This is a genomic window from Paraburkholderia sp. J8-2, assembly GCF_905220195.1.
In the GTDB taxonomy this organism is placed as follows: domain Bacteria; phylum Pseudomonadota; class Gammaproteobacteria; order Burkholderiales; family Burkholderiaceae; genus Paraburkholderia.
In genome coordinates this window covers 19270-43875 of sequence record NZ_CAJMZA010000048.1, presented here as the reverse complement: position 1 = coordinate 43875, position 24606 = coordinate 19270, and the positions used below count along the sequence as shown (strand labels likewise).

21 protein-coding genes and 3 pseudogenes are annotated in these 24606 nt (G+C 58.0%); 12 read left to right on the top strand and 12 right to left on the bottom strand.

All coding sequences use genetic code 11. The annotated features are described in order from the left end of the window. The first annotated feature begins 1171 nt into the window (after positions 1–1171). Together U5A52_RS40960 and U5A52_RS40955 are read left to right on the top strand one after the other, a co-directional pair. Complete coding sequence (locus U5A52_RS40960) at positions 1172–1459, top strand: hypothetical protein (RefSeq protein ID WP_321939953.1); 288 nt, start codon at positions 1172–1174, stop codon at positions 1457–1459. A 32-nt stretch (positions 1460–1491) separates the two neighbouring features. Then, complete coding sequence (locus tag U5A52_RS40955; RefSeq protein ID WP_321939952.1) at positions 1492–1866, top strand: hypothetical protein; 375 nt, start codon at positions 1492–1494, stop codon at positions 1864–1866. Between the two features lie 651 nt (positions 1867–2517). On the opposite strand, the gene U5A52_RS40950 is transcribed toward U5A52_RS40955, so the two are convergent. The 5 genes and pseudogenes from U5A52_RS40950 to U5A52_RS40930 form a co-directional block, all read right to left on the bottom strand. Continuing rightward, positions 2518–3930, bottom strand: coding sequence for a lipase/acyltransferase domain-containing protein (locus U5A52_RS40950; protein WP_321939950.1), 1413 nt, complete (start codon positions 3928–3930; stop codon positions 2518–2520). A gap of 4 nt (positions 3931–3934) precedes the next feature. After that, complete coding sequence (locus U5A52_RS43425; RefSeq protein WP_415774134.1) at positions 3935–5329, bottom strand: CHAT domain-containing protein; 1395 nt, start codon at positions 5327–5329, stop codon at positions 3935–3937. Between the two features lie 411 nt (positions 5330–5740). Further along, positions 5741–5923: pseudogene (locus U5A52_RS40940) on the bottom strand (cold shock domain-containing protein); the annotation flags it as partial. Positions 5924–6136: 213 nt separating this feature from the next. Next, positions 6137–7051, bottom strand: a pseudogene (locus U5A52_RS40935) (DUF2235 domain-containing protein); the annotation flags it as partial. Positions 7052–8093: 1042 nt separating this feature from the next. After that, positions 8094–9071 carry a transporter gene (locus tag U5A52_RS40930; protein ID WP_321939956.1) on the bottom strand — a complete coding sequence of 326 codons (978 nt, stop codon included), beginning with the start codon at positions 9069–9071 and terminating at the stop codon, positions 8094–8096. Positions 9072–9328: 257 nt separating this feature from the next. Between U5A52_RS40930 and U5A52_RS40925 the strand changes: the two genes are divergently transcribed. The 5 genes from U5A52_RS40925 (at position 9329) to U5A52_RS40905 (ending at position 14569) form a co-directional block, all read left to right on the top strand. Then, positions 9329–10432 (top strand): helix-turn-helix transcriptional regulator, encoded by a 1104-nt coding sequence (locus U5A52_RS40925; protein ID WP_321939948.1) that lies wholly within the window; start codon positions 9329–9331, stop codon positions 10430–10432. Between the two features lie 3 nt (positions 10433–10435). Next, entirely contained in the window at positions 10436–10960 is a 525-nt protein-coding gene (locus U5A52_RS40920; protein ID WP_321939946.1) for a helix-turn-helix transcriptional regulator, read from the top strand. A 628-nt stretch (positions 10961–11588) separates the two neighbouring features. Further along, positions 11589–12863 (top strand): APC family permease, encoded by a 1275-nt coding sequence (locus U5A52_RS40915; protein ID WP_321913424.1) that lies wholly within the window; start codon positions 11589–11591, stop codon positions 12861–12863. Between the two features lie 753 nt (positions 12864–13616). Beyond that, positions 13617–14033 (top strand): hypothetical protein, encoded by a 417-nt coding sequence (locus tag U5A52_RS40910; protein WP_321939945.1) that lies wholly within the window; start codon positions 13617–13619, stop codon positions 14031–14033. 53 nt (positions 14034–14086) lie between these two features. After that, positions 14087–14569, top strand: coding sequence for a hypothetical protein (locus tag U5A52_RS40905; protein WP_321939944.1), 483 nt, complete (start codon positions 14087–14089; stop codon positions 14567–14569). Between the two features lie 168 nt (positions 14570–14737). Here the strand turns inward: U5A52_RS40905 and U5A52_RS40900 are convergent, their stop codons facing one another. Next, positions 14738–15151 carry a hypothetical protein gene (locus U5A52_RS40900; protein WP_321913426.1) on the bottom strand — a complete coding sequence of 138 codons (414 nt, stop codon included), beginning with the start codon at positions 15149–15151 and terminating at the stop codon, positions 14738–14740. A 721-nt stretch (positions 15152–15872) separates the two neighbouring features. Between U5A52_RS40900 and U5A52_RS40895 the strand changes: the two genes are divergently transcribed. After that, entirely contained in the window at positions 15873–16781 is a 909-nt protein-coding gene (locus U5A52_RS40895; RefSeq protein ID WP_321913427.1) for a YihY/virulence factor BrkB family protein, read from the top strand. 218 nt (positions 16782–16999) lie between these two features. Here U5A52_RS40895 and U5A52_RS40890 read toward each other — a convergent pair whose 3' ends face one another. Next, positions 17000–17152 (bottom strand): hypothetical protein, encoded by a 153-nt coding sequence (locus U5A52_RS40890; RefSeq protein WP_321939943.1) that lies wholly within the window; start codon positions 17150–17152, stop codon positions 17000–17002. 414 nt (positions 17153–17566) lie between these two features. On the opposite strand from U5A52_RS40890, the gene U5A52_RS40885 reads away from it, so the two are divergent. Both U5A52_RS40885 and U5A52_RS40880 read left to right on the top strand, forming a co-directional pair. Next, positions 17567–17692 carry an ion channel gene (locus U5A52_RS40885; RefSeq protein WP_321939941.1) on the top strand — a complete coding sequence of 42 codons (126 nt, stop codon included), beginning with the start codon at positions 17567–17569 and terminating at the stop codon, positions 17690–17692. Between the two features lie 308 nt (positions 17693–18000). Next, complete coding sequence (locus tag U5A52_RS40880) at positions 18001–18240, top strand: hypothetical protein (RefSeq protein WP_321913428.1); 240 nt, start codon at positions 18001–18003, stop codon at positions 18238–18240. Between the two features lie 103 nt (positions 18241–18343). Here U5A52_RS40880 and U5A52_RS43420 read toward each other — a convergent pair whose 3' ends face one another. Continuing rightward, complete coding sequence (locus U5A52_RS43420; RefSeq protein WP_415774133.1) at positions 18344–19096, bottom strand: hypothetical protein; 753 nt, start codon at positions 19094–19096, stop codon at positions 18344–18346. A gap of 425 nt (positions 19097–19521) precedes the next feature. On the opposite strand from U5A52_RS43420, the gene U5A52_RS40870 reads away from it, so the two are divergent. Then, positions 19522–19962 carry a potassium channel family protein gene (locus U5A52_RS40870; RefSeq protein WP_321913430.1) on the top strand — a complete coding sequence of 147 codons (441 nt, stop codon included), beginning with the start codon at positions 19522–19524 and terminating at the stop codon, positions 19960–19962. A 457-nt stretch (positions 19963–20419) separates the two neighbouring features. Here U5A52_RS40870 and U5A52_RS40865 read toward each other — a convergent pair whose 3' ends face one another. The 3 genes from U5A52_RS40865 to U5A52_RS40855 all read right to left on the bottom strand — a co-directional run bounded on the left by U5A52_RS40865 (position 20420) and on the right by U5A52_RS40855 (position 22810). Continuing rightward, complete coding sequence (locus tag U5A52_RS40865) at positions 20420–21178, bottom strand: TerC family protein (RefSeq protein ID WP_321913431.1); 759 nt, start codon at positions 21176–21178, stop codon at positions 20420–20422. An 83-nt stretch (positions 21179–21261) separates the two neighbouring features. Next, positions 21262–22125: an ion transporter gene (locus tag U5A52_RS40860; RefSeq protein WP_321939939.1), complete on the bottom strand. Its 864-nt coding sequence runs from the start codon at positions 22123–22125 to the stop codon at positions 21262–21264. Between the two features lie 256 nt (positions 22126–22381). Beyond that, a complete protein-coding gene (locus tag U5A52_RS40855; RefSeq protein WP_321939936.1) occupies positions 22382–22810 on the bottom strand; it encodes a hypothetical protein in 429 nt (142 codons plus the stop codon). Positions 22811–23329: 519 nt separating this feature from the next. On the opposite strand from U5A52_RS40855, the pseudogene U5A52_RS40850 reads away from it, so the two are divergent. Then, positions 23330–23507 (top strand): annotated as a pseudogene (locus tag U5A52_RS40850) (integrase); the annotation flags it as partial. Positions 23508–23820: 313 nt separating this feature from the next. Here U5A52_RS40850 and fabI read toward each other — a convergent pair. Continuing rightward, on the bottom strand, positions 23821–24603 hold the full coding sequence (gene fabI, locus U5A52_RS40845; protein WP_321913434.1) for an enoyl-ACP reductase FabI: 783 nt from the start codon (positions 24601–24603) through the stop codon (positions 23821–23823). Between the last annotated feature and the right edge of the window lie 3 nt (positions 24604–24606).

Here is a 24606-nt window from a genome sequence, read left to right as displayed (position 1 = left end):
CTCGGCTAGCTGGGCCAGCGACAAGCTGGCAACGAAGATCAGAATTGATCGTCCGATCATGCGGTCTCCGATTTCGGAATGAACACGACTCGTAAATCAATTTCAAGGAGTATCTCGATAGGAGCGAAAAGTTGTCATGGGGCGATCACATGATGTCGAGACTGACTAACGATGGATGTGCGGAGTCGCGCATTTCCTCGAGATTCGTAAAGTGAGAGAGTAAGTCAATTGCTGATCGAGCTGATCATAGGTCGACTAGACATTGAATTACTGCCGCTCGGTTGCACGCCCCCTCTATGTCCGAGAAGGGTCGACACCGGTAGTTCGTAGCCGGCGGCGGTGTTTGCCGCGGCCGCTCCTCAGCGCCATCCGGTTGGCACCGTGTCGATTGCCCCGTGCGTGGTGACACAATTATCGTCGCAACGATGTCACTTTTATTACGGTCTACGGCAGGGCCAGTTTCGCGCACACCAAATCAGGCGTTGCCAATCCGCAAGAAGCACAGTTCCGGTGCATCGACTCTCGGTCGAAGCTAGGCAACTGTTTTCTTCAGCGACTATATCCGAACGAAACGCAAAAGACGTTGCATTTGGCGCGCGAATCAGCTCGCTTTATGTGCTACTTCGTTGCATGCCATGACTTGAAAAGGAGGACTTTGCAATGTCCGTTGTCTTTCCCGGAGGCTCCAACATTTCCATTGAGCCTGGAGACACGCAGACGTGGACCTTTACATGGGGCAATTCACAGTGGCAGGGCTCGATCTTGCAACCACAACCCATCCACCCTGTTAATGCAACGCTCAACTACTCACGACGGGAGGCTGTCCGGGATTGATCTTGACGGCCATCTCGGACATGCGCGGACATCGAGCACGCGAGCAACGCGATAAGTGCCAGTTTCTTCAAGGTGTGTCCCGTGTTTATTGCGGTAATTGAAATGGCAAAACCCGTTTCAGGCACGTGAACTCTGCGATCTGGATAGTTTGTGAACACTTTCCCCGTAACGGCTTAAAGCGATAAGTAATCCTAGTAATATTGCGTAATCTTCCTATACTTACGCGTGCCAGCCACTTCACAGAAGAAAAAGCACGTTAACGCTCGGCATATCCAGTTGCACCAATTTGCATCACCGTTCGAAATCAATCCTTGGCATACCAGCAGGAGGACAACGTATGGGTGAGATTCTTCAACAGTTCTTTGACGAACCCTCTCAATTAGGAAATGAACTCTTCAGTGACGCAGCTTCTGCCGTCGAAGGGATCGGCTCCGCACTGGACGACGCAGCCAATACTGTGATCGACGTGTTTGGAGAGGTTGGCGATGCAGTAGGCTCTGTTGTGTCGATCGGCTTTAACGACGACTCCCCCTCTGGAGGGCAAGAAGGCGGCGCCGACGAAGGTGGAGCGCAAGTGGAAGGAGGAGCCCAAGAAGGCGGCCTCCAAGATGAAGGCGAGGAGTAATTCATCGAACAGGCAGATTATTGGAGAAGCGAATGTATGCGAATCCGAAATTGGCGCAGGTATCAGGGCGGATCAGAATTAACGTCGCGAAGGCAAACATGTCTCGCGCAATGGTTAAGTTGGTGAGGGCCGCCACCGTAAAAGAAATCGCACAGAAACTCTCAGACCCACTAAAGGCAGAGACGACAAAGCAGGCGGACCAATCGATCTCCCGCGTCTTTGACGAGTATTGCGGCACCACCGGCCAGCATCATGGTCCGTGGCCTGGGCCGTCGCCGCACGCTTTGGAACTCGCTGCGATGGTCACAATCCTGGCCAACACATACATTCAAGGCGGTGAATTAAGAACCCAACTTGTGAATATCGCCGCTGCCCTTACCTCCAGGGCATACAACAGCGAGGTATGAATGGCTGGTTACAGTGCGGGGTATCGGCGTGCCGCTCACTTGCAACGTTCGAGCGGCTTTGCCGCAGCGCCCTATCACCAGCGCTTCGCGCGACCTGGCTATTCGTAAGCCGTGTCTTGCCACACCTTCTGAACGCGATCACGCGCGTGATTGGAAACGTGCTGGATGTTTCGCTCCTTCTCAGCCAACCCTTCAGGGAGGCTGCTCGCCACAACGTTGTCCAGCAGCTCGTCGAGCGCGGAATACTGTGGTGATCCTGATTTCGGCGCAAATTTCCGGTTAGAATGCTCCCGGCCGCATGTGGCTTTGCGGGTTGTCCCCAATAAATATTGGCGTTAAATCAAGGATCTGGTGTCTGGAGCTGAAGCCTGTGGTTTTCAGCCCCCACAGGGCGACAAGCGGCCACAAAGTGCCGTTTACACGCGCCGGCAGTTGGACATTCCAGCGTCGGTTCCGCTCCAGAACCGGCCATCCGATTCTCGAAGACAGGCGCTCCACGGAAGCCGGCTTTTGAAAGTGGAGAGTGCGTGATTATTGCACCTCCCCATGTAGGCTGTTATCGAAGGCGCGGCCGATTTTACAGCGCTTCTTCAGCGTTTAACGCTGTAGCCCCCCTCAAGTCGAGTCTCGCAGGAGTAGTGAGCCATTGGACTAGAGAATGCGGACCAAATCAATCCCTGGGAGCTCGCCGGCCTCAAGTCTGGCAACGAGCTCTCCAATCCTACTCTCGGGGAGATCGCGGTATCGGTCGTACTCGTCATCGTGAAGGTTAAAGGCCGCCGATCCGTCCAAATTAGGCGCGCTGCTGCGCGTCCCGCTCGATAGATAAGTGCTCAACGCTCCTTGTGGCGAATCGGGAAGCGATAACGGCCTTTCCGTGATCCAAGCCAGCACATCGTCGACAACCACGGGAAGGTTCTGCAATGAGCCATGCTCACCCTTAATATAGCGAAGTTCGATCTTTTCAAGTTCGGCAGAGGCCAACGGCACACGGCCGTCGCCTTCTCGATGCGGATCGCCCGGCATCCGGTGCGTAACCTTGTCGGTATCTTTCCACGATCCAGACCACCCAGATTTTACATCTAGGCGGAAAAGCGTTTTTCGTCCTACACCGCATATCTGCAGCATCCGTCCGTACTGCGACGGCGAAAGACCGTTGTGCCAGTCGAACAGATCGGTATGAAAACGGCGGGCTGCATCGAGCGCACCTTGCAGGTTATGGGTCGCGACGGCATCTAGATCCAGTTGGTAGGCGCCAGCGTCGTACAGGTCGAAGTTTGCGCACGGATGCGTTTCGTTATTGCGCGTACCCGGATAGATCTGCTCTGGCGCGGGCAGTAGACTCACTACGCCCCAGAGCGAACGAAAAGTCTCGCGTGATAGGAACACGCCCACAACGGCGAGCTGCTCCCATCCCCAAAGATGGTTTTTCAGGTAGCCGGCAATTGACGTGGATCCGTAATGGGGCGTGGCGATGAAGACAATCTTGCCGAGCTTGGACCACAGTTCATTGCCGTACAGCATGAGCGTGGTGCGAATCATCAGCCCCCCCATGCTATGACCAACCAGGTGCACGCTCTCGCCGTAGTCAGAATGGACTTGGTGGATCAGGTCGCGAAGGCGCTCCGCGGACGCACGAAGCGGCTTCCGCCAGTCATATGGAAACTGGACGCTTCCGCCAAATTGACCGGATTGCGCGATCGCCACACGCATAGGGGCGTAGCTGATGTCGATGGCGCAAGGCTCGATGCAGGCGTCGGCGTGCAGGTCATCGAGCCCATTGGGTGCGAGCGCAAGCGCATTCAGCTTGTGCCTCGCGCGGAGCATGTCCATCCACCAGATTCCACCCTCGCCGGTGCTTTGCAGCACACTACCCATAACCCCAGGAACCACAATGAGGTTCTTCTTGCCACCTGCCAAGTGACTGCCGTCGCCCAGTTCGCGGAGATCCGCGAGGGCGGCGGAGCCCAGCCATGCTTCCACCGCTCGCACGGTCTCCTGATCTGTGAGCATCCGAGCCTGCACTTCCCAGTCGGCGGTGCGAAACGCTTTGAGCTTGTCCATTTCTTCACTTCCTCTGCAGTTGAGCCACCTCTTCGTCTGACGCCAAATACAGGTCATACCGATTCACCAGGCAGTAGAACAGGCCGCCCGGGTTATGGTATTGGGTCCAAAGGAAATGGCGGGCCTGAGCGAGCGCTTCTCCGGCAGCCATTGGAGCAGGGTCGACCGTACGAAAGAAAAATTGGAAGAACAACCACGCGAATCGGCTTGCCAGCGCCACAGGCACCTTAGTCTCGGTGCCAAGGAATGCACGAATGTTTCGGGCAAAGAAGCGCGACTCCAACTCGCTGGTGCCAAGCGGATCTGCAGCGACAGTCGTGCAGGCGTTCGCAAATACAAGGGGGCCGGCCTCGAGCGGACCGGAATAGATCTCGCTCGCATTGACGGTGTCCGATGACTTGGCCGTTTCGCCGAACTGCAGAACGGGGTCGCTGCCGTCCTTAACACTACAGTGGCAGTAAAAATAGAGGATACCGGCGGGATGCGGCTCGGGTGTCTCAAGCGCCGCGACCAGTTGCCCTTTGAAGTCTCTGATGCTCCCGTCTGGGAGGAAGCACTGCTGTGTCCGTTTGCCGAACTCGCTCCGTTGCCAGAGTGATTGCGCTGCAACTTCATCCGTCGGGTCCGTCCCCCAGTACAGGAAATGGAGCGCATGCACCAGCGCGGGGTCCCCTAGCGCCGCACTCGGCGCGTTTGGCTCCCAAGACTTGCTGCCAATCCGGTAGCGAAGACCGAGGAAGCGCTCGCAGTTGACGGGTTCGGATGCTTTGACCGGTTCTAGGTACATTAACGCCCATGGAACGTGAGAAACCCAATCGACGGCGCCGCGGCTCGTCCAGACAAAATCCAGGCGGCTGCCTGGTTCGAGGCCTGCAATGATTGCGCGTAGTTCGGAGTTGCGTGGAAAGCAGGTGTCGAAAAGCCGATAGCCCTCGTTGGCCAAGGCGCGCAGTTCATCAGTGCCGGAAGCGGAGGAATCGCACACGTCCTCGTGAGCGCCATCGCCTGGAAGATGGCTCCAATCATAAGGCTTCCATTGATTGGTATGCAGGCGGCGGTCCATGTCCGCCACGTCCAGGTCATTAAGTTGGGCCTCAGCTGCAACTCGGAATTTTTCGAGCGCGCGACGAACCCGATCGATCGGGTTCTTAAGGAGAGTGCTGTTACCTATCCACTCCATCGTGCCGTAATCCTTTGTACCCCGAATCGTGCTAACGCACACTAGCGGACCGAGAACGTTGAGTGCAAGATGCTCTGGCGGGGTGGTCCATTCGTGGAATGTCCCGAGATTCAGATGGTCGGGAGCGGTGCAGACGACGTCTTCCGTCACGCAAGCGCCGAAGCCGAGTGTCACCGTCAGCTTCCGATATTCCTCGCCGGCAACAAGAAGCGTCGCCATGAGCTGCCCACTCTGCTCCGTCGTGCATACATCCAGCGTCACGATTGCGCTGTCACCGTGAGCGGGAATCGTCAGATCGAATTCGGCGAGCCACGTGTCGCCGCGCTTCATTACGGTGCCGACCGGGGAAACGGCGAGAATTGCGACGTTCTCAGAGGTAACGATCCATCGAGCAGTGAGTCCCGTGCTCGGAACGCTGGTTACATCCACGTGACCGCGCGCGAGGTTTCCTTCAGATGGCGCCGCGACGCAGAAGTTCAGCACGTACTTCGTTTCCGGTGCGAAGACGGTGATAAGTTCGCCAGACAGGGAGTGTCCGGTTACCCTGATCTGGCGGGACCGCGGCGGCTCTTCCGCGTCGAGCGGCACGGCGAAGGGCGATACGTCCTTGCCCGAGGTAACCGTGTTGCCGCCAATCTTCACTTCGTAGGTAGCCCTTTGCTTTCCCTGAAGGGTCTTAAAGCCGTCAACTTTGATTTCCGAGAAGTGCGCAAACAAGTCTTCGGCGCCGCCGTCCGGCGTGATAAATCCAAAGCCCTTCGCGTCATTGAACCACTTGACGGTACTACCTCGTAATCCCGCCGCGACAACCACATTTTCGGGGGCGGCGTTCATATGCTGGCGAATCGAGTCATTGACGACCACTCCAACAGGGAAGGTTCGCGGGGCCACCCCGGCAGCCAACCACGCAGGATTATCCTTCCACTCTCGATGTTGTGCGGCTAAGGGGTCTGATTTGACTTCAACGGGAGGATAGAGCTTAAACTTCAATCCAACATCTGAGTGTTGGAGCCGGTCCACGACCCACAGCAAGGGACCATCTGAGAGCCCGTGTTCAGCATAGCCGCCGCCGATGTCGCAGTGCCCACCAGGGAAAACGGCCTGTGTCACGTTTGGGTTGGGTTCCCATAGCGTAGGCGCAAAGGGTTTGCGTTGCTCATGTAGCGATACCGCGTGCAAACCCAAGCTGACGTTGGGGTTCAGTACCGAATCGTTGAAACGAAACAGATCGACCGCTGCGCCCATGAAGTAATCCGGGATGCCCAGCGTGCCAACCGTATCCCAGACCGCAACTGCGGTAATTTTCGCAGGCACAAAGCAACTGGCATCCAGACTTCTCGGATGGGGAAAGGCGCTGTAGATCTCCAGGAACTCGGCTAGGCCGTCCACTATCTTCTGAAGCGTAGTGTCATGGCCATGTCGCCACCGGTACCATACCGCCACAGCGGTGTCGTAGCGCGTGTCGTCATCTATGGCCACGAAATCTGGCCGTAACAGACCTTCGCCGGCAATGAGGTCCGCAAGCGCGCGTGCGGTATACGCGCCCCGGCTAAAACCCACGATCACGATGCTGTCGCCTGGCACGAAGTTACGCGATATGTAGGTATAGCCGCGAGCAATGCGGGCTACGACGCCCACACCAAATGCGCCGCCGGCCGCTTTGTCGAGCAACTTCTGTGAATCACCCACCCCGTGGATGTACTTTGCGACCTGGGTCGCTGTGCCGCCCGCGTCCTGAAGGAACTTCTCCATCTCCGTCCCGCCCCAGCCGCTTCCGGTTGGCTGTAGGTCGCCGTCAAGCCACGCGAAAAGTTTACAGACATTGGTCAACTGAGGTTCACAGACTTTCGTACCTTCCGGGGTGTTGCCGTCGCTATTTGAAGTTAGCTCGTCCGGCCCGTTCCAAGTTCCATCGGCACAAAAGACAATCGTCTTCGACATCGCTTCCTCCGTCCGATACTGTCGGTGTGCTCTCCAAGTCCGTCTGCATCTCTTCCATAGTCTGAAAGGTGCTCGTTGTCGGCGCTCGCTCCATGCAGCAAAGACTAGGAGGTCGAGCGACAATTTAACAATCTCGTGCTTAGCCAGTGTGGGGTAACGAACTGACTCTATTGGTTAGTCTGAGTGGACTGAACCCCTGAATTCAACGCAGTTGCTTGCACAGACGCCGTACCCGCGACCCACAGTTGGCGTTCGGGCCGACGATGCGTCAACGGCAGGTCCCACGGCGCAGCGACCGACGTTCTGCGCATGTCAGTCGCTTGTATCACTGGAGTACGGCGAACGAGATTGTTGGACGCAACCGATTACGAGGCCACAATTAATTGCGGAGTAGCAACAGCCGCAACGTCGTCGCCGCCGCCAGTTGAGCGGGCGGCGGTTCTAACCTTGAAAAGCGTCGTTCGTATGCGCGCCATCCAAGGACCGCATCGGGTCGACTACGGAAGTTCGGGATCCCGGCGCCTTACCAACGCGGTTTGTCGACCTCTGACTTTCGGCCATGAACGGTCATTAAAAGAGAAAATCTAAGCTTCCCATATAGGCTAAATCTCGGTCGGTCGTGGCGGCCTGGCCGGAGGGCCGCTCTCAGCGCGAAGACCAACTCGATGGCGGCGAGAGCTGACGTTCGTCGACGCCGGTTTGCGAATGTCACCACCGGAACTGCGGGTCCGGCAGCATTCTGAACCTAAGCGGCCCCGAAGATGGTTGTCCTGCGACAGCAACGCCGGCACAAGTCCGCCGGTTTTGTCCCAAGAGAAGCGCGCCGAAGAGCGGCGGCACGAATCTCGATGTAGCATGGTTTCGCGCGCCCCGCACCAGCTTCGCTGGTGTGAAGGCATACTTGGCTCAGTCGATCGTTCAATAACATTATTACCTCGCGCTTCGTTGTGGTCGCGATCTACCTCATGGGATGACGCTGGACGGTTTTGGCGGGTGAACAGGTGGCCGGAACGGAACCACCGTTCTTAGTCGAGTGCCGACACTAAAATCGCGTAGCCACACGCAGGACGACGCCGCGCGGCCATGCGGTATTTGTCGCGGAAACGGCGTACAGACCTTTTAGCGTGATGATCCACGGACGCGCGTGAGCGACGAAGCTATACGAGATCAGCGGTCCGATCGCAACGCCGTCCGAACGCGCACCGCCATCAGGCACGTTGATGCCGGCTATCTTGTCGTCCTCAATCTGCTTGAATGCTGTGCCGGTGAATCCGAATTGCCAATGGCCCATGCGCTGGGTGATGGCGAAATCCACGTTGAGGAGGCGGCCGGTCTGGTAATGCGTCGAATGATTTTGCGTGTAGTTGTTGAACCAGATGCGCATGCTGAACTCAGTCGCGTCTCCCAGGCGCTCCCCGAGCAGGCTACGCACGTTATAGGTTAAGGCAATGTTCGGCGCGAAATCATAGAAGTTCGCGCTATTGTTGACGACGCGGTTCGGATCATACGTGCCCGTCGGAAACATGATCCCCAGTCCAGCCTGAACTGCGAGACCAAACGGAATGCGACTCACCTGGTTACGCGCGGAGTCAAATTCTTTTGAAGGGAAAAAGCGACTCCAGACGAACACGTCGGCATAACTGTCGTCGAGACCCGCTTTCGAGCAAAAGCGCGGCTGCTGTTCTAGCTGGAAGCAGCTATGCCCATAGGCAAGTGAGACGGAGGACGCGATGCTTCCGCCGAATAGATGCAGGTCATACACCCACAACACTGCGACACCGGCATCGAGGCTATGTCCGGACGCAGGGGTCGCACCCCGGCTCGTGGAGAACGAGAAGAAATTGATGGGAACGACGACCGCGGCAGCATAAACACCTGGTGGAGGCAGCAGCGCCTGTTGTATGTCCGTTCCACCAATTGGCCCGGCCGGGCGAATCGCCTCTGCAGCCGGACAGGTCACGCCGTAGGTCGAGATCCATGCAACGAAAACAAAGGTCGGCACGGCGCATAAAAATCGCATTGACAAAGGTGTGCTCCTCGTCGCGAAGCGTCGCGTTGAGCATTCAGTATTCAAACCAGTTTAGAAAAATGCAAGCAAGACGTTAGTTACGCATTTCAACCGTGCACCACGGTAGGTCGTATTGACAGCGTTTGCGCAATTTCACGCGACTACATCCGAGGCAATTCGAAAGCATATGATTTTTCCTATCAGTTCCCGGTTTGATGTACTAACGTGATTGAAAGTATGCGGAGACCTTTCCGAAGGGCAGGCAGGACATGATGAATAGCAACCGCAAGAACGCGGCGCTCGGTGCGCATGTGCGCCGTCTTTGTTCAAGTGGCCTGAACCCCAAAGTTGTGATTCCGCCGGTCGTAGCCGCGCTGCGCGAACTTGTGCGCGCCGAATGGGGCTTCTTTTATTTCGCCGACGCTCAATTCGAACTCAGTGACGTCTACAGCGAGAATCCGGCGTTCTTCGACGTCCTGCCGCAATATTTAGCGGAGATCCATAATTCGCCGGCGCAGGACGTCCTCGGCGTGCGCTTCAGCGACGCAATGCGCCGAGGCCGTGGATACGGCAATACGGATTGGTATGGCCATGCTGTCTTCGAAGGCGCGGGCTACGAGTACATCATGCGCCCGCTCGGCATTCGCCACGCGTTGGAGCAAACCGCGTCGTATAACGGCAGGGGTTGGGGCGCCATTCAGTTACAGCGCCCGCCCGGAAGCCGTCCGTTCTCCGAGCATGACGAAGCAACGCTCGCGATCTTCCGCACCCATCTCGCGCACGCACTGACTGCGCCAGACATGCCAGTGACGGACTACGCTGCGAGCGGATCATCGGGTGTCCTTGTTACCGACGCGACAGGCAAGCTGCTGCTTGCGAGCCCCGAGGCGCTTCAGTGCGTCGCCCTCGCGAACGGCGGACCACCTGGCTTTTGTGGACGAGAACAAGTACCGCTCTGGCTGCGGGCACTGATCGCCAACTTCGTCGCACTTTGGAATGGGCAGGACAGGCCACCTTGCCTGATGGTACGGCGCAATTCGACGGGCCTGTTCCGCATCCGCGCGTATTGCTTCGATGAGCATGCATCGAATGGCGATCTCCCTACGATCGCGGTTCATGTCGAGCATCATCCGCCGCTTGCGTTGCAGGTCGAAACGCTTGGTTTCCGGTTCGGGCTAAGCGAACGTCAGAGAGATCTTTGCGGCGACCTTCTCGAGGGCCTGACTTACGCGGAGGTCTCGCGACGCAGGGCGATCCGCGAAAGCACGGTTGTCACCCATGCTCGCGAGATGTTCCGCAAACTCGAGATCCACGACCGCGCGGCACTCCACACGCGCTTCCCGTCGCTTGGGGATTCAGTGTTGGCCGAATAGCTTGTGACAATCCGCTCGGGGATATTTTTCGTCGACTGGACCGGCAGAATCGTGAGGCTGGATGCCGGCAGCGCGCGTCTGCTCGCCCTCGCCGACCGCGGAACCGAGGATGGCGCGACGGCGACCTCGTTGCCTGATTGGCTCGCACCGATTCTGCACGAGCTCGATGGCACTTCTGCGAGACGCCCCATTCCCCCCCAACCGGTCGAGCGCATCACGCCCGCCGGACGCTTCGTGGTGCGCGCCTATCCGCTGAAAGGCCTGCGCCCGACCCGCGAAACCGCCCTTATCTCCGTCTGCATCGATCACTATGAGAACGGTGCCGATGCGATCGATGCGATCGCATCACAGTACGGGCTGAGCGCACGCCAGCGGCGCGTGTGTATCGAAATTCTGAACGGCGCATCGTATGCGGAAATCGGTCGCGTGCTGGGTATCAAGGAAAGCACCGTGATCGATCACGCGCGCCGGATCTACGAGAAACTCGGCATCCATTCGCGTAACGCGCTCAGAAGAAAACTCTCGTAGCGTCATCTTTTCGTTTCCGCATGGCCGTTCGCATGGATATCCCCTGCGCAGGGGGGCCGAGCTATCGCGCACGCAGATAAGCTTGGCTCACGACTCGCACAAGTCGAAGCCAGTGAAGAGGACTGGCAAGGCGAGAAATGAATGAGGCGGACATCGTGAACGCAAGCAAAACGATGCAGGCCGTCGCGTGCGCCTGTCTGACGTGCGCTTCGCTGACGGTATGTGCCATGCATGCGGCAGAGGATGACGACATGCTGAGCGGTTCGTACGGGCCATACGTATTGCGGCCGCTGCCGTTTCCCTCAGTCAGTTTTCATCCATCCGGGCCTGCCGACCGAGAGGCATCGCCCGGCATCGTAGATAGCGCGCTCGCGTTGTGCATGCCCGATCTGTATTGCTCCCTCGCGCCAGACCCCGCATCCCGCGACGATGCTGCGTTCCAGCTTGCCCGGATACGCTGGCGGCCCCATGCAGAGCGATTGCGCTGAGAACGTTGTATCGAACGCTTCATCGCCGGTGGGCTTTGGACCTCTTTACTGCACCGCAAGGCCAATCGAACAGGCGCCCGCTTGCGGGCATCGATGACTGCGTTGGGGCCGTGCATCAGACCGCCGGCTAAGGAGAAGATATGGCCGCTGGACTACGTCGGCAATTATCGCTGTTCGGGGGCACGGCTTTGGCTGTCGGAATGGTCGTCGGGTCTGGCATCTTCGGTCTACCGGGCCTTGCGCTTCGGCTTGTTTCGCCGCAAGCCGCAGCGTTTGGATGGCTGGCGTGCGCGATCGCCTGCCTTCCGCTGGTGTGGATATTCGCTATCCTCGGCACGCGTGACGCCTCTGCTGCCGGCGTTTCGCGTTACGCGGAGGCAGCACTCGGAAAACGTGCAGAGTTCGCCGTCGCGGCCCTCATGTGCGGCACCTTTCCGCTTACCGTTCCCGCCCAGTCGATTATCGGCGCAAGTTATGCGCTTGTGGCCTTCGGGCTTCGTCCGGGCGCGCTCGTTCCCGTGTCGGCATCGATTCTGTTCATTGCGTTGGCATTCAATCTGTCCGGGATTCGCACGACTGCATTCGTCAATTCACTTTCGTTGATATTCATCGTCGCTGCCGTACTCGTGCTGAGCGTGTTGAGGCGCGCCGATCTCGACGCCGGCATAGCGTTGTGGACGCGTCCGGACTGGGCGGGCATGACGCTGTCACAGGTATGGAAAGCAAGCGCTTTGCTTTTCTGGGCATTCATTGGCTGGGAGAACGTCTCGTTCGGTCTCGAAGAGTTCCGCGAACCGCAGCGAACGATCAAGCGCGTTTATCTGCTCAGCTATCTCGTGGTGGTGGTGCTGTATTTCCTGCTGGCAGGGACCATAAACGGCGCATCGGTTGAAGGTGCGTCCGTGAACACGACGGACGGCATCGCCATACTCATTCCGTCACGCTGGCAACCGGCTTTCGCACTCATGACGCTTGCGATCATTCAGGCGACAGCCAACGCATGGGTTTTCGCTGCCAGTCGTCTTTTCTACGCTGCCGGAAGGAGCGGTCTTCTGCCTGAAGTCTTCGCGCGCGTAGACCGTCAAGGCACTCCGCGCAACGCGATTCTGTTACTGGCCGCTTGCTTTTTGATTGTCCTGGCAGCGTCGACCGTTTTTCAGTTAGATGTACCGGATCTGCTGATCGTCGCCAACCAGAACTTCCTGGTGCTCTATCTGGTGTGTATCTTTGCTTTCTGGAAGACTGGACGCAGAGCACAGCGATGGCTTTTAGCTCCGCTCGCACTGCTGTCCAGCGGTTTCCTCCTTGCCGGCTTCAGCTATACGATTCTTTATCCGATTGCCCTGCTGATACTGGGGATGCTGTGTCAGTTCGTCACAGCGCCATCTCGACACCTTTCTTCGGAGGGGCCGTAGCGAGAGTGTCGGGAAAGTAGTTCACCTGGCCTAATTTTGTTACCCCGCAAACATGACGGACGATATAGCAAGCGCGAACATGTTCTGCGGTCATTGCATGGCAAGGCTATCTTGGCGGCCGTCCGCTCTGCGGTAGCACCGTCAGTTGGCTTAAGGGCCGCAATACGTTGGGTTATGCCTTTTGCGTGAAATGCGCGCTGCAGACGATCGTCGCATCCGACCGTAGGACGCAGTGCGGCCAGATGCGGCCGTTCGCCCGCACGCTCAGATGGCCATTCAAACGGCAGCTCCGTATCAATCAACAGACGTTCGCGCTGGCACCGGGGCGGAAGACTAGTAGACCACGTGTCCTTGAGAAACAGAAGCGTTTCTCCCCCGGGGCTTAGAAGCGTTTCATGGAGGAGGTTGGCCTCCCCGCCAACCCTTCTCGCAGAAGACCGAAACGCTTTTAGGAGGTGTGGCCTGGCGCGTAACCTATCAGCCTCGATCTCACCCGCGCCTGCCACCGATTTTCAGGTGCCAGGCGCTCGTTGACAGCATCGTTTAGTTCGTGTCGTCTACTGGTTTACATCCCGCATCTGGCACGCAATGCTTGTGCCGTTCGAAGTCACCGAGCCAAACGACGATGGGCTCACTTCACCTTCCCCTTCTGCCAGCGCCACAACGAACTGCGCCCTCCTCCCCGCGCCGCCGATCCGTCGGGGCTGAGACAAGTCTTCCCTAGAACGCCATCCCTCGGAATACGCCGAGGACATGCTGGACGCGTCCCGCAAAGTGATGGCCAATCCAACACAGGACAATGTCAATCAGCTCTTGTGGGCGGAACAGCTGTTTGCCGTCTACTGCCTGCAAGGACAGCGACAAGCTTCTTTACCGAACCCAGGAAACCGTCCATCAACTCTCACGAGTTATCCAGGCATTCGAAGATCCAACAATCACAGTTGCGAAGCCCTGCCAACGCGCGTAGTGCCGCGTAACCAGAGGGCTGCCAGAACGAACACGACGCGAGCCTACCTGCGGATGGGTGGCGGCGATCCGGCCGCTGCCCCCCACATCTATGACCGCGCGCAGGCTGTTCGGCGCGTCGCGCACCGCGCAAGGCAGAATGCCGACAATCCCCTGAACTTTGCACTAGCATTGAATGGCTCAGAAACGATCTGCTCGATTTGAGACAACGTTCGGTAACTCGTAAGAGGTCGGTGTGTTCTTTACAAGGAATGGCAATGGCTAAAAAATTGATATTTATTGGTGATGACCACACTAAAGACGGATGCATTTTATTTGGCGTGCAAACACTGGGGCAACTCAAGCCCAACAGCTACATCCTCTTGCTGGAAGAAGAGGTGTCCAATGAGCCAATCAGGAAGGACGAATTCGAGGATACTCGCGCTATTATTCTTAAAGATAAAATAAATAGCGCGGATGCGCTTGCGTTAGAGAATCTTATGGCCAACGCATATGCGGTTTATGGCTTTGACGGAAAAGGACCGGCGCTCAGTCTCCAAAGGCATGCTGCACAAAAGAAGAACATCACTGATTATGTGAATCATTTCAAAACTTACACTAACATTGAAAAGTTTATTGTTATCGTCGGTGATGGGCATCTGAATCAGAGATGGGTCAAATGGGAGCCTTTGCAAGAGGCAACCTATGGCGACGATATAGAAAACATGTACTCCGCCGCCTTAGTTCTGTATGCGACGTAGCTACAGAACAGCTCTTCCGGGGATTCCAGGCGAAGTAGCCGCTGGCATCCGGCTCGTTTGTAATCGTATTGCCGGTTTTTAGATGTCGCTGCTATCTGTGGGTATGGTGCCCACGACGAGATGACATCGATGAAAACATTCTGCCTGCTGTGTGCCGGTCTTCGGACCTCAGTTCCGGATGAGCTTCTCGCGCAGTTGCGCGCACTCCCAGTCTAAGTGACCAAAACGAACATTAGTGGATGCCTTCAGGTAAGCGGTGCAGAGTGCGTGAGTCCGCTGGACGACGGGCGAACAGTAATCGAGGAACCAGTCAGTTTGGAGATCGAACAATCGATGAAGATCCGCGTCGTCCGTCGGAAAGGGGCGCGCACTCTCTTGCTTGGCGATCACGCGTGAAGCATCTACAAGCTTGGCGCGCTCCAGCCAGTCGCATTCAGCGCTGTTCGAACTCGACCAGATCTGCGCCGATTCGATCAGGTGATCCGCGCGCATCCACACGCCTTCACGTGAGAATGCGAAGAGCTGGCCGACCACAAGGAAGCAGAGCAATTCTGTCCGTGCTTCGTCGTCAAGAGGTCTCAAGATGCGCCCAAGTAGTCTTTTGATGAGTTTTGTCGACAGGATAGTAAGCGATTCTGTTCATGTGGCCCGGCACACCAGGCATCTGTTTAACCGAAGCCAGACTCAGTATCAGTGTAGCTCGGCTGCGCCTCTCGACGACGGGAGTAGTTCGATGAGCGGCCACTCGTGGGCTGTAGTCGTAATGGCCGCTTGGGGTCGTTCACAGTCCGACGGCGGACGCACGGCCGGGTAGCTCACGCGCGACGGGACGACCGGCGGGCTTCGGCTATGAGCCGTCGTTCGTCTGCATCCGCACTCAGACATTCGGGCGGCTGCTTCGCTCAGTAAGCAACCGTCCGGCGGGCGCAATAGTTAGTTCGGGACAAGGCTGGGTGCGGCTGCCGCAACGTGTCCGGTGATTGGTCGGGGTGGCAAGTTCGATCTTGCAATCCGCGAAGCTGCTGGAAACGTGAAGGAAACGATCGGCTCGCCTACCAGTAGCGCGCGGTTGGAGGCCAAGACAGGCGAGTTGCGCGGCAAGGCGCGGTAGTGATGCGCGGATGCAACGGATCTCGCGCGCGATGGGCTGTCGGCGCACGGGCTTGCAGTGCTGCCGCGCGCAACTGCAATGGCTTGGTGCCTGGCGTGACGGTGCGGCGGCTTGCTCGGAGTGAACTGCGTGCGCCGCGTTGAACGCGTACGATGAGGGCGGCGCGAGTGCAATGAACGAGCGGAGCCTGATGTGAACACAACCGATGAGACAGGCAAGCGCGCGTTGCGCTTTGTTGCGGCGCATCCAGCGCGATTCATATTCCAGGTCTGCACCGCATTCCGTAAAAACCAGGGGCTGCTGCTCGCGGGCGCGATCGCCTATTACGCTTTGTTGTCAATCGTGCCGCTGCTCATTCTCGTTGTAATCGCGTTCGGTCACTTCATCGGCGAGCAGTTGCTGTTCGACACGCTCGGACGTCTGCTCGAATGGCTGATACCGGGGCAGTCAAAAACGCTCGTGCGCGAGCTCGCGACCTTTTTCGAGCATCGCTCCGTGGTCGGCTGGTACCTCGTCATCACGATGATCTTTTTCAGTTCGCTTGCGTTCACGGTTCTGGAGAATGCCCTGTCAATCATCTTCGTGCATCGCGTTGAGGTCCGGCGAAGGCACTTCCTGCTGTCGGCAATCCTGCCCTATCTCTTCAGTCTGTCACTAGGTATCGGTGTGCTGCTCGTGACGCTCGTCTCCAGCGGCCTGCGGGCTGTTGCGACCGGTAGCATCGATCTGTTCGGCCATGGGGTGTTACTGACTGGCGTGACCCGCGTCGTGCTATATCTGTGCGGCCTTGCGGGCGAGATATTCGTGCTAACGGCAATCTATTTTGTGATCCCGGCGGGACGCACGACACTACGGCATGCGGTCGTCGGCGCGGTCGCGGCCACCGTTCTGTGGGAAATCACAAGACGCGTGCTGGTTTGGTACTTCGCGAAGCTTTCGCAGGTGAACGTCGTCTATGGGTCGCTGACGACAGCGATCGTTGTGCTATTCGGCCTCGAAGCGCTCGCGACGCTGATGTTGTTTGGCGCGCAACTGATCGCCGAATACGAGCGCCTCAATATGCGCGGCGACCCTGCAGCGGAGTCGATGGAAACGGGCTGACCAGCGGCCGCGCGTTGAGCATGCTCGTTGTGGCTTCAACCAATCGGCGCGGTGGCACCGGTTTTGGGGTGCCGATGAATTCCGCGAGTATTCGCTGTTGTACCGGCCACACTGCAAAGTGCGGTGCAGCTATGTCAAACGACTCTTAGCAAAACGGCTTTTCCAGGACGGCGGATTGCTCTGAGGAGTGTGAAATAAAGACTGCTTATCCTGTTTCGTTAAGAAACAACCATCGAGAAGATTTTCTCCCGAAAGAGACCCGACCAGACCTTGCGGTCAAGTACAAGCAGGACGAGATGATCTCTGCCCTGCCGGTACAAGGTACCCTCTTCCAGCCGCTGCACGCGCTCGAATGGCTTGCCGCTACCCATGCTCGTTTCGAGGAACAGGGACCATTCGTCCACGCCCAGACCAAGATCGCTGGCCGGAATCGAATACTTCAGGAAGGAACGTGTAGGTTCAACGTCCCCCCCAATGAAGAATTTGAGGTTTACAGTTCACGATCAGTATTGCTCAGGGTGGTTGACCTAAGCGCGTTTGTTAGTCGCCGACCAGCTACACCCGAGGCAAGCGTCCCGACAAATTGTTGCTCGATCGTCATCGCGGGCAGTTGTGCCCTCGGAAGCATGCATTGACGTAGTACCAGTCTAAGAAGCTGCTCTGGGTCGGCCCTCGCCGCTCGTCACGCCTTCCGAGGTAACGTTAAGAGTCAGGACTTGCTATGGGTGGACGTCCTGCTATTGCTAACTGTGATGCTGCCGACCTTGCTGTGCATTTTCGCCTAAATGGCGATCTGGGCTGCGAGGTTCATGTTCCTGAGAGAGTTTTCCGATTTCGCCACTGCTCTGTACCATTCCGCGGTCAACTTCATCACGCTGGGCTACGGCGACATTGTCGTGTCAATGCAATGACTCATGCTTGGCCCAATCGAAGCTGCCAACGGCGTGTGCGGACCTCGTTGATGACGGCTGCGGTCATGGATGTGATCAAGTACCATCATGCCCGGCAGCAGGAGGAGTAGCTGCGAAAGCAAGTACACGGCGGGCGCCGGGACGCCAAGCTGGGCCGTACCCGATACTTCGCGCCTCAGGTGGACCAGTGGCCTAAATGTTGGCCAACGTCGTTCGAAAAAAATCCGTGAAGGACCGAAGTTTGCAAGGCAGGCCGCTACCTCCCTGCATGCTGTAGGACCAAGGTCCAATTGACACCGAATCCGCGCATGACATCATCCATTCATCGTCTTTTCGGCCTGCTAGCGGGCATTGTGTCGAGCGGGCGCCATTTCGGCATTGTGATTGACCGCGAACTAACACTCTCAGCCAATGCGTTCCAATCGCAGAACGAGGCTGAATGCGTCGACATGGATTGCACCATTGTTGCCGCATTGATTGGTCTTGTCTCTGCACCCTCTTCGGTCCGGGACTTGACGCTTTACAGGGCGCCGCGCAGCGACAGCTGATCGTGGTTTCAACCAGGCGCGAAGGAGAGTGACAATGGTCGAATCAAGAAACGGACTTTGGAAGCGGGCGGGCGCAATGCTGGCTACCGCCGGACTCATGGCGCTATCGAGCGCTGCTTTGGCCACCACCCAGTCGCAGCAGCGCCAACAAGGCAGGAACGTCAACCAGGCTGCCAAACAGCAAGCGCGAGCGGGCAAGGTCGACTGCCGGGCTGCAAACCAGAAGAGTAACTCCCAATGCCGGCAGGACAAACGCAACGCGAAGCAGGAAGGTCGCCAGCAGAAACGGGACATCAAGTATTAGCGCTGGTTGCGTGAGTATCCAGCAGCAGTGTGGTCGGGGCCTTGACGACGAGAAACGGCAACGCGACCGGAAACGTTCCCAGAACGACAAGCAGAAAGATGCCCAGCAGGCCGACAAAATCCCCCTGACGAAATTCGCCCGAGGTGACAGCGTCGAGGCGGCCGCGAGGCGCACGCGGATCCGCTCAAGGTCGGCATCTTCGACGAGCGATGCCAGTTTCTCGGTCAATGCATCGCGCAACGCCCGTACGGCGACCGCCTGGTCCTGCTCGCGCTTGACGGTCTGCGCGAGTTGCAGACGCTGCCCCCGATCAGCAAGCGTACGGACGAGATACATCACGGCGCCAGCGAGGCCCCACGCAAGATTGCATCCGAGTGCGGCGAAGAACATCTTGTCCCCCTCGTCTTCGCCTGCGGTGACCGCCTTGACGGCGTCGACGAACGTCAGCGCCATGAACAGACCAAAACATATTTCGCAGACACGGTCGACCGTATTGAGAATCGGTTCGCGCCGTTCGGGTTCGACACGACCCGCCGGCATGATAGTGCTCATATGGCCTCGACTCGATGTAGACAACGAGACGTCGCGCTAGCTGCCAACGAGGGATGTTGGTGCGAGCTGTATATGAAAGAGTCGATAGTTCGGTACCCAAGTTTTGATGGACTGGCAGCGCCGGGGGGCAGCGCAAGGGCCCCAATGCCGGCTGGATACTGCCGCACGTCGGCCGCATACGGGAGTGGATGTTCGCAAGCACTTCACGCGTCGCCATATGACCGTTGTGCGTCCTGCGAGTCGCACAGTGTGCTTTCTCCGATCCTGAATTTAGCCAGTAGGGAGAATCCCCGGCAGCCGGCCATTCGACATCGATATGCGAGCTTTCCTATGATTGGACGCGTTTGCGCGTTTCAAACTTGCGATCTCCGCGTCCCGAACGGGGCGCTTTTTCCTGCACGCTTCCCCTGAAAACGGAGTCAACCATGCTCCACAATATACTGGCCGCCGCTCCGGCCATGATCCTGTGCCTGCTGTTGCAAGGCGTGGTGGTAGCCATCTGCCTGCGCCGGTACGCGCGCTTCCGGCGCAACGTCAAAAATCAAGACCTGCTATGGGTGGACGTTCTGCTATTGATAAGCGTGATGCTGCTGACCTTGCTCTGCAATTTCGCCCAAATGGCAATCTGGGCTGCGCTGTTCATGTTCCTGGGTGAGTTTTCCGATTTCGCCACTGCTCTGTATCACTCCGCGGTCAATTTCATCACGCTGGGCTACGGCGACATCGTCATGTCCAAGCAATGGCGCATGCTGGGCCCAATCGAAGCTGCCAACGGCATCCTTATGTTCGGAGTCTCGACCTCGGTGATGACGGCTGCGGTCATGGATGTGATTAAGTACCATCATGCCCGGCTGCAACAGGAGTAGCCACGAAAGCAAGCCTCAAGGCAACCGATGACATCAACGTGGCGATTTGTCGTGTCGCCGCGCCCCGAGCACCAGTCGTCAACAGGGCAATCCGACCATGGTCCTATTCAACTGTGTGTGCAGCACGGCTATGCTTGCGCCGATTTTTCGAGTTTGCGGTGCAAGTGCGCCACGCGCAATGCACGCTGCTGGCACATCGGACTCAACCACCATGAGCAGGCGATTCGCTCGCGGATGTCAGCCTGCACGTCCCTTTCGTGCTGACTCGTCACGTTGAGCGTATGAAAATTCCCTGCCCCAGTGCAATAGCTGGGGCGATCCCGTCCGACCGCATAGGGCAGCAGGCGGCCAAATGGCACCGCTCACCTGTGCAGTCGCGCAGTCATGCGCGTGAGGTCCGCTCGCCTGAGCGGGCCTTCATGCGTGAATGCGTTGGTCAAGCTGTTGACCAGAGCCGTCAGTCGCGCAGTGGACCACCCTCACGACGGTGCCGCTTTGCACGGCGCACAAGCATGTTCATGCTTTCGACGAATGCGGAGAATGCCATTGCCGCGTAGATATAGCCCTTCGGGACGTGCGAGCCGAATCCTTCGGCAATTAACGTCATACCGATCACCAGAAGAAAACTCAGTGCGAGCATCACAATAGTTGGATTGCGGTCGATGAAACGCGACAACGGACCGGCTGAAAACAGCATCGCGGCAACAGCCACGATCACAGCAACATACATGATTGCCACGTGCTCGGTCATCCCGACTGCTGTCACGATGCTATCGATGGAAAACACCAGATCCAGCATCAGGATCTGCGCAATGGCTGCTCGCTCGGTGAGCGCGGAAAGCGCGGCGCCACTCGACTGATCATCCTCATCTCCAGAGACGTTATGGTGGATCTCGCTCGTCGCCTTCCAGACAAGAAAGAGGCCCCCGCTCAGCAGGACGAGATCGCGCCAGGAAAAAGCATGGCCAAACAGCGAGAGTGCAGGCTGCGTCAAACGCGTAATCCATGCCACCGTGCCAAGCAGCGCCAGGCGCATCACGAGGGCAAGGCCGATGCCAATCCGCTGGGCCCTCGGGCGCTGCGTCACCGGCAACTTGTTGGTGAGAATCGAGATGAATACGAGGTTGTCGATGCCGAGCACGACTTCCATGACCACGAGCGTCACAAGTGCAATCCAGGCAGCGGGGTCGGAAACGAGGGTGACGAGGGAGTCCATGGCTACGAGATTCTCCGAAGAACGAGTATCACGTCTTGTTGGGCCGTCTGTTGATTGCAAGGCTCCTTGCACTCGGGAGCCGACTATTGAGCATCAATTGGGGGAAGCGGTTCGCCACAGCGCCTGCAATACGCTGCATCCACTTCATGCCCTTCACTATGGCATCGCAGGCAGACGCGGGGATGCCGCCGTGGTTGGCGCGTCGCCGTCGCCACTTCGGCGCCAACCATGGCCGCCGGGAAGGCTATTACGCCATACCCCAGCAGTATGGCCAGCGAAGTGATGAATTGCCCGAGCGGCGTCTTCGGATGAATGTCACCGTAGCCTGTGGTGGTCATCGTAACCACCGCCCAGTACATGCTGACCGGGATGCTGGTGAATCCGTTCGATGGTCCCTCGACAAGATACATGACAGTGCCAAGAACCACGATCAGAATCAGCACGACGCCAAGGAATACCATGATCCTGTGCCGGCTCCTGACGAGTCCGCGCCAGAGAACCTGGGACTCGTTGAAGTAGAGAGGCAGCTTCACGATCCGGAAAATGCGCAGCATGCGCAACAACCTGACGTCGACAAGGACATGGAAGCCTGGCAAGAGTAAGCCAAGATAGGTTGGCAGGATCGACACGAGGTCAATGATGCCGAAGAAGCTCAGCGCGTAACGCAACGGACGCTCCACGCAGAGGAGCCGGACAATGTATTCGGCGGTGAACAGGAGTGTAAAGAACCACTCCAGAAAATCGAGGACCACGAGCTCACGGGCGCGAACAGCCTCAACACTGTCCAACATAACGACTGCGACGCTGAATATGATTGCCGACAGCATCGCGGCATTGAAGCGGCGTGCGGCATCCGTCTCGGCATCAACCAGGATGGCATACATGCGCCGCCGCCAACCATGATCGGGTCTGCCAAAATCACGTTTAAGTGGGCGAACGACGTTCATGGTCGAGATCAAACCGCTGCGAGTGTGTACGCGACAGGCAACGAAACCGTCGCCACCAGTGCACGTACGAAGTAGCCGATCGCGAGCACAGTCAGCCGGCAGCGGTAATTAGACTTCATGTAGCGAAAAGCATGAAATATTACCGCTTATGGTGATTGCGTCTCGCCGTGCAATGAGTAACCGTGACGTGACTGCCGTCACAAGGTTCTGAATTGCATCTGAAAGCACGTCTCTCGCGCAATACAACAGCGCACCGTCAGCGGCCCATACGCCGGTCGTAGCTTTGCGAAACACGCTGGAGCAATGTGGGGTCTCCCTCGTCGCCCGAGTGGAACTGCACGACTACGCTACCGTCTGCTTGCTGGCGCACGCTCGCAGTCACGGTGGTGCCATCACGTCCACCGACGATGATTCCGCTGGCTGAATCCTGGGTCGTGATGGTTAGTCCTTCGTCGCGCATTGCGCCGGACGCGGCGGCAAAGGACCGGTCGAAACTGGCCGGGATCATGACGACGGTTCCGGCTGGCGCCACGTAGTAAGGGCATCCCGTGAGAAGCACGAAAGAACCAAGGAGGCTGACATTCAGAAGGCGCTTAAGAGCCGTCTGGCCGCCTATCGCTGGACCTTTTCGCATGATGCCCTCGCCGACGGTGCGAGATTGCCGCTTGCCACATGTGAGACTCATTGCATTCTCCCCTCGACGAAGAATGCATCGAGTGGATCTACGTCAATGCTGCGGTTCGCCATCGCCGCGTCGCTTGTACGTCTCATCGGCGCTCTCCCCGAGGGGCGTGCCCCGCGAGCCAGGCTGGTCATCGGGGCTGTGTGATGCGAAGTTGGGGGCTGCGGCTCTACCCCGGCCGTCGGGACCCGGAACGCGAGTAACGCGACACGTCCGGAAAAGGCCGCAACCGGACTCGTGAGGCCGTTGGACCGTGGACGCATCGCAACCTCGATCGAAGTAGCGGACATCCAGATTAGGGCCACTCGATCGACGGTGATATCGGACCTTCGTCCGATAGCCAGGCGCCAGGAAACTGACTCTGAGCCCCGACGCTTTGGGTGACGATCCGTTGCTCAAGCACGATGTATGGAGTGAACGGCCATGCAGGAAAAGAGCCGCCAATCTAGCGCCCAGGAGTGCAGCTACCGTACTGGGAGCTAGATTCCGCACAGCATTGGTTGCACGCCAAGGAAGCCGCCATTCCCAAGTCGACTGTATGTATCACCGGATGGCTCGACGCGGCAATACGCGTGAAGGGTCCCGCCGCCGGATCGCCTCCATCGGGCTTGACGATACTGCGTACGGCACGCACGCGATGCGTCGCACAAAAACGCCATTGATATACCGCCGAACAGGGAAACTTCGCGCGTTGCAGTGACTGCCATGCTCGCCGCACGGAGGTTTGCCGCCATCAGGCGTACGTCTGCTCTTTTCCGGAAACGCGCGCATCATGAGCAATGTACGTGGCCGCGCGCAGACATCTGGACGGTCGAGAGTCGCCGCGGGGCATAGGAGGACACCATGTCTTTCGCACCTATGTTCAGGCCGCCTTCAGCGGTCGCGCGCGGATATTTTCGAGTCGATCGGAACCGGCCACGACAGGCACGGGTCAGCCTGAAGAACACCGGTCGGCGCTCATGGCGGCGGCTGCGCTATCGCCGCACCGGCAAAGTAGCGGGCCCGTCGTTCGGCTACGCCATGATGTGAACGCCGCCGTCTACGTATAGCGTCTCACCGGACAGTCGTCGTGCATAGGGCGTCGCGAGAAACGCACAGGTATAGCCGACGTCCATGATATCCACCAGTTCGCCAAGCGGTGCACGTTCCGCCGCTTGCGTCAGCAGCAGATCGAAGTCCTTCAAACCGGATGCGGCTCGGGTTTTCAGCGGTCCCGGTGAGATGGCGTGCACACGAATCTGCTGCGGACCCAGCTCAAACGCAAGATAACGCGCGCATGCCTCCAGTGCCGCCTTGACCGGCCCCATTACGTTGTAGTTGGGCACCACCTTGTTCGCACCGTAGTAGCTCATCGCAAACATGGAGCCGCCGTTCTTCATGAGTGGCGCGGCGAGCCGGGCCATCCGCACGAATGAATGGCATGAAACGTCCATGGCTGCTGCAAATCCATCAGCGGAGCAGTTGAGCAGCCCGCCCTGCAAATCGCTCTTCGGCGCCCATGCAACGGAATGCACGAGTATGTCGAGTTGGCCCCATTCATTCGCGATGCGCGCGAATACCGCCTCCAGCTCATTTTGTTGTGAAACGTTCAGCGGCATGAAAACGGGCGCCTCGAGATGTTTTGCCAGTGGCTCGACGTAAGACCTCGCCTTCTCGTCGGCATAAGTGATCGCGAGATCCGCGCCCAGTTCATGGAACGCCTGGGCGCAGCCGTAAGCGATCGAATGCTCGTTGGCGATACCCGTGACCAGCGCCTTTTTTCCCTTCAGGACCGGATGTTCAGTGCTCAGGCTCATCTG